This window comes from Bacillus sp. JJ675, assembly GCF_036963165.1.
In the GTDB taxonomy this organism is placed as follows: Bacteria; Bacillota; Bacilli; order Bacillales; family Bacillaceae; genus Bacillus; species Bacillus glycinifermentans.
In genome coordinates this window covers 104,462-110,461 of record NZ_JBALMR010000008.1, presented here as the reverse complement: position 1 = coordinate 110,461, position 6,000 = coordinate 104,462, and the positions used below count along the sequence as shown (strand labels likewise).

Below are 6,000 nucleotides of genomic sequence, written 5' to 3'. Positions count from 1 at the left end.
GGGTCGGCAGCGGGTTTCAGCCCCCAAGGTTTCTGCACGAAGGGGATCAGGTCGATATCACGATCGAACCGATCGGAACGCTTTCGAATCTTGTAAAATAAACCTTGTTGCATAGTGGGTATTTCTGTATAATGAAATTATAAAATTTTTCGAAAAGAGGGATGTGCGATGAGAAGACAGATTGTGAAGTTTGCAAGCCAATTATTCATAGCACAGCCCATGTCAAATAAATGACCGGTTACCTTTGTTTGATCTGGTGATATTCCATGGGCTGTGTCAGTACGGCTCATGGATTTTTTGCTTAGATGGAGCGAAAAAAAGGGCCTGCGGGCTCTTTTTTTAATATCATCAGACAATGGGAGGAAACTTATTTGAATTTATCAAAATTAGGCGTCAACTATATTAGCCACCGTTTAAAGGATATGAAAGAAAGCGGCCTTGTGCTGGGAAGGGTCGCCCTTCCGCATAAGCGGCTGTATCGGGTTTTTACCGGACAGGGGGAATGGCTTGCCGAAATTTCCGGCAGGCTGAGGTTTGAAGCGGAAACGAGCGGGGATTTTCCGGCTGTGGGAGATTGGGTGTATATGCGTCCGCGGGAAGATGAAAAAAAGGGGACGATCGTTGACATTGTTCCCCGCTTTAGCCAAATTTCGCGCAAGGCTCCGGGTGATCCGGCTGTGGAACAAATCACGGCTGCCAATGTAAACACGATTTTTCTCGTCAATGCTCTCAACCGGGATTTCAACATCAGAAGAATCGAACGATATCTATCGCTCGCTTGGGAGAGCGGAGCCAATCCAGTCATCGTCCTCAGCAAAGCCGATATTGGCGATCGAATAGAGGAAAAGGTCAGACAGGCTGAATCTGTCGCATTCGGCGTGCCGGTCCATGTCATCAGTGCACATGAAGGCAGGGGGATGGATGAACTGAAGTCTTATGTCAGAGAGGGAGAGACAGCGGCGCTTTTAGGCTCGTCAGGAGCGGGAAAATCGACGATGATGAATTTTTTCCTGAACGAAAACCGTCAGGCCGTTCAAGAGGTTCGCGAAGGTGATGACAGAGGGAGGCATACGACCACGCACAGGGAGCTGTTTATGATTCCGGATGGAGGGGTTTTAATCGACACGCCGGGCATGAGAGCAATTGAGCTCTGGGAATCTGAAGAAGGCTTTCAGCAAAGCTTCGCTGATGTTGAGGAGCTGGCGCTTGCCTGCAAATTTACCGATTGCAGCCATCATCAAGAGCCCGGATGCGCCGTTCAAGCGGCCATCCTGGCAGGGGACTTGGATCATTCCCGCTTGAAGAGCTACCTCAAGCTCAAAAAAGAGCTGGAATACATCGCGAGAAAAAAAGACAAACGGGCGATGATACAAGACAAAAACCGCTGGAAGCAGATTTCAAAAAGCATGAGGAAAAAGCGGCGCTGAAATCATTCGGCGCCTTTACCATGATATTGGCAGCGTTCACATTTTTTTGTTTAATGGACGGGTTCATGATAATATAAAAGCAATACCTGATCTGATAGGGGGGAATTCGATATGGTGACGCATTTGCACATCACGGCTTGGGTGATTGCGCTCATTTTAGTATTCGTTACTTATGCGCTTTATGCCGTCAAAAATGAAAGAGGCGCGAAAATCGCACATATGGTTCTTCGCTTGTTCTATATTTTGGTGATCTTAACGGGAGCGGAAATCTTGTTTAGGTTCGCTGCCTGGACGAATGTATACACAGGAGAATACATAGGCAAGACGATCCACGGCCTTGTGACGGTCGGATTGATGGAAATGCTCTTGATCCGCAAGAGAAAAGGAAAACCGATCACCGGGATTTGGATCGGCTTCATTATCGTCCTGCTCTTAACGATCGCGCTCGGGCTCCGTCTTCCTCTGGGCTTTAAAACCTTTTAAGCGCGTGCACCAGTTCTGTTTTAAGGGCTGGTGTTTTTTTTATGAGGGGGGTTTGTATGCTGATATAGTCACGATCCTTATCCCATCGGATGTTGTCCATTCAAACCTGTCTTTTCTCTCACCGGTCCGTTCGTAATGATGCTGGAGCGCGCATTGTTTCACATCGTTTGAAAACAGGTAAAACGAGGCGCCTTTTTCTGTTGCAGGGTTTGCCGAAAAGCTTAAGCCGTTGAAGGCGTAGACGCAGTCAAAAACAGAAAAACCGAGGCTGTTCAACTGGTCTAAAAACGAATAAAACTGCCCGTCGTCCAAATCATACAAAAAATCCAAAAATGCCTGTTTTACCGTTTTCAAATAGCGGATTGCCTCACCGCCTGTTAATGGAATGTTTTCGCCTCTTTCTGTTGCGGCGAACCGATCGAAGAGCTCCGCTTTCACCCATTTGCCGTCGAGATCGATATAGACGCCCGGGCTTCTCAGGCTTTCAAACAGACATATATCCCCTTCCTCATTTTCGATCAGGCAGATTCCCTCGTCCATGATAATCGTTCCGTAAATCCATCTGCGGTCTTCTTCATAAATCCTCATCTCGCGTTCCGTTCCCATGGCTGGTCTCCTTTCCTTTTCTTTTTCTCCAAAACGGGCTTGTCTCATACAAGTCTCTGATGGACAATTCAACTATTATTGTAAGGTGCATAAAATAAGTAAAGTGACAAAGGAAGTGAGCCTAAAAAGAGAAAGAACATTAGAATTGGAGCTGATCGACAATGTGTGGAATAACGGGGTGGGTGGACTTTACAAAACCGCTCGTCCGAGAGCAGCCTGTCATGGAGAAAATGACTGACACGCTTTCGAAAAGAGGACCCGATGACACAAACATTTGGGGAAAGCATCACGTTTTATTCGGACATAAGCGCCTGGCTGTCGTCGATTTGGAAGGCGGCAGACAGCCGATGACCCGCACACATCAAGGGCATACCTACACGATTTGCTATAACGGAGAGCTCTATAATACAGAGGATTTGCGAAAAGAGCTTCTGGCGATGGGGCACCGATTTAAGAGCCACTCTGATACAGAGGTGCTGCTCCACTCCTATATGGAATGGAAGGAAGAATGCATCCACAGGCTGAACGGAATCTTTGCGTTTGCTGTCTGGGATGACGAGCGGGATCTTCTGTTTGCGGCGAGAGACCGCCTCGGGGTCAAGCCGCTGTTTTATTCCGAGCACGGTACGTCATTTCTGTTCGGCTCTGAAATCAAGGCGATTCTCGCTCATCCAGAGGTGAAAGCAAAGGTTGATCGCGAGGGGCTTGCCGAAATATTCGGACTCGGTCCGTCAAGAACGCCGGGAAGCGGGGTTTTTAAAGGGATTAGGGAAATCCGCCCGGGGCATGCCATGCTGTTTTCAAAGGACGGCTTGACGGTGTGGCGCTATTGGAATGTCAAAAGCGAAAAACATCCCGACAGTTTTGCCGATACCGTTCTGAATGTCAGAACGCTTTTTGAAGACGCCGTGACAAGACAGCTTGTTTCAGATGTGCCCGTATGCACGTTTTTGTCAGGCGGCGTCGATTCAAGCGCCATTACGGCGACTGCTGCTAAGCATTTTGAAAAAGAAGGTAAAGCTCCGCTCCATACGTTTTCGGTCGATTATGAGGACAATGAGCAGTATTTTACCTCGAGTTTGTTTCAGCCGAATGCCGACGGACCGTGGATCCGAAAAATGTCGGAAGCATTCGGAACCGTTCACCACAACTGCGTCATTTCCCAGGAGGATCTCGCCGGCTATTTGGAGGAAGCGGTCATCGTCAGGGATTTGCCCGGAATGGCCGATGTCGATTCGTCGCTCCTTTGGTTTTGCCGGGAAATCAAAAAGGATTTTGTCGTGAGCCTGTCCGGGGAATGCGCAGATGAGATTTTCGGCGGGTATCCGTGGTTTCATTCGGCAGAGGATGTGAAAGGTTTCCCATGGATGAGATCTATGGAGGAACGGATCGGACTTCTCAACAGCGGCTGGCAGAAAAAGCTCGGCCTCAAGGAGTACGTAACGGCGAAATACGAAGAAACGGTGAAAGAAACGCCGGTGTTAGACGGAGAAACGGGTGAGGATAAGAGAAGAAGAGAGCTGTTTTACTTAAATATGCTTTGGTTTATGACGACGCTGCTTGACCGGAAAGACAGGATGAGCATGGGTGCAAGTCTTGAAGTCAGGGTGCCGTTCGCCGATCACAGGCTCGTCGAATACGTTTGGAATATCCCGTGGGAATACAAAATGCACGGAAACCGGGAAAAAGGGGTCTTCCGCAAAGCATTGGAAGGGATTTTGCCTGACGACATTTTATATCGCAAAAAAAGCCCGTATCCGAAGACGCATCATCCCGCTTATACAAAAGCGGTGAAACGCTGGCTCGCGTCGCTTATTCAGCAGAAGGATTCGGCCCTTCACACCTTTTTGGACAGAAAAAAGCTCGATCAGCTGATCGAGACGGAGGGCGCGTCTTTTCAGGTTCCCTGGTACGGCCAATTGATGAAGGGACCGCAGCTCATCGCGCACCTCGCGCAGATTCATACCTGGTTTGAGACTTACAGAATCGATATTGAAGAATAGAAGAAAGCACCCGGAGCAAGGCGGGTGCTTTTTGAATAATCAAGCCGCAAATCCTTTTTGGAGCCATATTTTTGATCTCCATCTTCTATACATCATAATCCCTCTCACCCATTCATCAGCAATAAAAGAAAACCAAATTCCCGCAAGGCCGAGTTCAAGCTGGATGCCGAAAATGTATGCGATCGGCAGGCCGATTCCCCACATGGAGATGATCGCCATATAGACCGGATATTTCGCATCACCGGCGGCTCTGAGCGAGTTGATGATCACCACATTGAATGAACGGCCGGGCTCGAGGATGATCGTCATGATGATTAACATGCTCGCTGTCGCGATAATATCGGGATTTTGGCTGAAAATGCCGATCAGCGGTTTTGAAAAAACGGCCAGCAGAATGGAGGTGAATGTCGTAATCGCCAGCGCCCACCACAGGCTTTTTAAGCATCTGCTGTATGCTTCGTCAAATTGTTTGGCTCCGATATGGCGCCCGATCAAAATTTGCGTTCCCTGGCTGATCGCCGTTCCAAAAAGCATGATAAACATCATCAAGTTTTGCGCATATACTTTTGTCGTCAGCGCCTGTGCACCCATGAGCGTGATAAAATAGGTGACGATCATTTGTGACGCGTTATATGAAAGCTGTTCTCCGGCCGAAGGGATGCCGATTTTGAGCAGCTTTTTCAGATGGCCTTTTTGAATGAGGAAAAGGCGCTTTGATAAAAGCGGCATGCCGATGCGCTTTTTGACGAGCAGGGCGATCGCCAATAGGCCGATGACGCGGGCAGTTGAAGTAGACAGCGCCACCCCTGCAACGCCGAGCACAGGGAAGCCGAACGGCCCGAAAATAACGAGATAGTTTCCGGCGATATTTAATATGTTCATGCCGATCGTGACGGCCATTGTATCCTTCGTATGTCCGTAGCTTTTTAAGATCGCGCTGTACGTCATGATCAGCGCCTGGACAAAGGACAGTCCGCCGACGATCTGCAAAAAGATTTTCGCTTCATCGAGCAGTTCCGCCGACAGCCCCATCATCAATAAAAGCGGTTCTGCAAACATATAAATGGCTGCGCTTATGAGAAGACTGATGATAAAATTGGCGCTGATGGAGACGTACCCGACATCCATCGCTTCATTTTTCTGCCGTGATCCTAAAAACTGTGAAATGATGACTGTGGTACCCGTTGCGATGAAGCCGAACATGACGATGATCAAATTCAGCATTTGGTTGCTGACGCCGACGGCCGCTACGCTGTCGTCGGAATATTGGCTGAGCATCAGGGTATCCGCGTTTCCCATCAGCATATATAATGAAACCTCGATAAAAATCGGCCATGTCAAAGCAAATAAAGAGAGGTTTTGAACATTTGTTTTCTTCATGGCGGTGACCCCTTTCTTTTAAAAATCCGTTTAATAGTGTAACGCCATCCTTTTATAATAAAAAGAGACGAAACCGATACTTTTTGGAGAAATCCGACCAA

The 6,000-nt window shown here is 48.2% G+C and carries 5 protein-coding genes and 1 pseudogene; 4 read left to right on the top strand and 2 right to left on the bottom strand.

The genetic code is table 11. The annotated features are described in order from the left end of the window. The 3 genes and pseudogenes from V7126_RS02210 to V7126_RS02200 form a co-directional block, all read left to right on the top strand. A pseudogene (locus V7126_RS02210) lies at positions 1-101 on the top strand (fumarylacetoacetate hydrolase family protein); the annotation flags it as partial. A 270-nt stretch (positions 102-371) separates the two neighbouring features. Further along, entirely contained in the window at positions 372-1,427 is a 1,056-nt protein-coding gene (gene rsgA, locus V7126_RS02205) for a ribosome small subunit-dependent GTPase A (RefSeq protein WP_335496327.1), read from the top strand. Positions 1,428-1,541: 114 nt separating this feature from the next. Beyond that, complete coding sequence (locus V7126_RS02200; RefSeq protein WP_046131322.1) at positions 1,542-1,910, top strand: YisL family protein; 369 nt, start codon at positions 1,542-1,544, stop codon at positions 1,908-1,910. 39 nt (positions 1,911-1,949) lie between these two features. Here V7126_RS02200 and V7126_RS02195 read toward each other — a convergent pair whose 3' ends face one another. Beyond that, on the bottom strand, positions 1,950-2,516 hold the full coding sequence (locus V7126_RS02195; RefSeq protein WP_335496324.1) for a DUF2777 domain-containing protein: 567 nt from the start codon (positions 2,514-2,516) through the stop codon (positions 1,950-1,952). A 161-nt stretch (positions 2,517-2,677) separates the two neighbouring features. Here V7126_RS02195 and asnB point away from each other — a divergent pair, with 161 nt between their 5' ends. Continuing rightward, the gene (gene asnB, locus V7126_RS02190) at positions 2,678-4,519 is read left to right on the top strand and encodes an asparagine synthase (glutamine-hydrolyzing) (protein WP_175076186.1); all 1,842 of its coding nucleotides are present in this window, start codon (positions 2,678-2,680) and stop codon (positions 4,517-4,519) included. Positions 4,520-4,558: 39 nt separating this feature from the next. Here asnB and V7126_RS02185 read toward each other — a convergent pair whose 3' ends face one another. Beyond that, the gene (locus V7126_RS02185; protein WP_046131274.1) at positions 4,559-5,899 is read right to left on the bottom strand and encodes an MATE family efflux transporter; all 1,341 of its coding nucleotides are present in this window, start codon (positions 5,897-5,899) and stop codon (positions 4,559-4,561) included. Positions 5,900-6,000: the final 101 nt, after the last annotated feature.

Bases quoted from the DNA above. Each gene is read 5' to 3' on its own strand.
- asnB (WP_175076186.1), top strand. From the start codon at position 2,678: ATGTGTGGAATAACGGGGTGGGTGGACTTTACAAAACCGCTCGTCCGA.
- V7126_RS02195 (WP_335496324.1), bottom strand. From the start codon at position 2,516: ATGGGAACGGAACGCGAGATGAGGATTTATGAAGAAGACCGCAGATGG.
- V7126_RS02185 (WP_046131274.1), bottom strand. From the start codon at position 5,899: ATGAAGAAAACAAATGTTCAAAACCTCTCTTTATTTGCTTTGACATGG.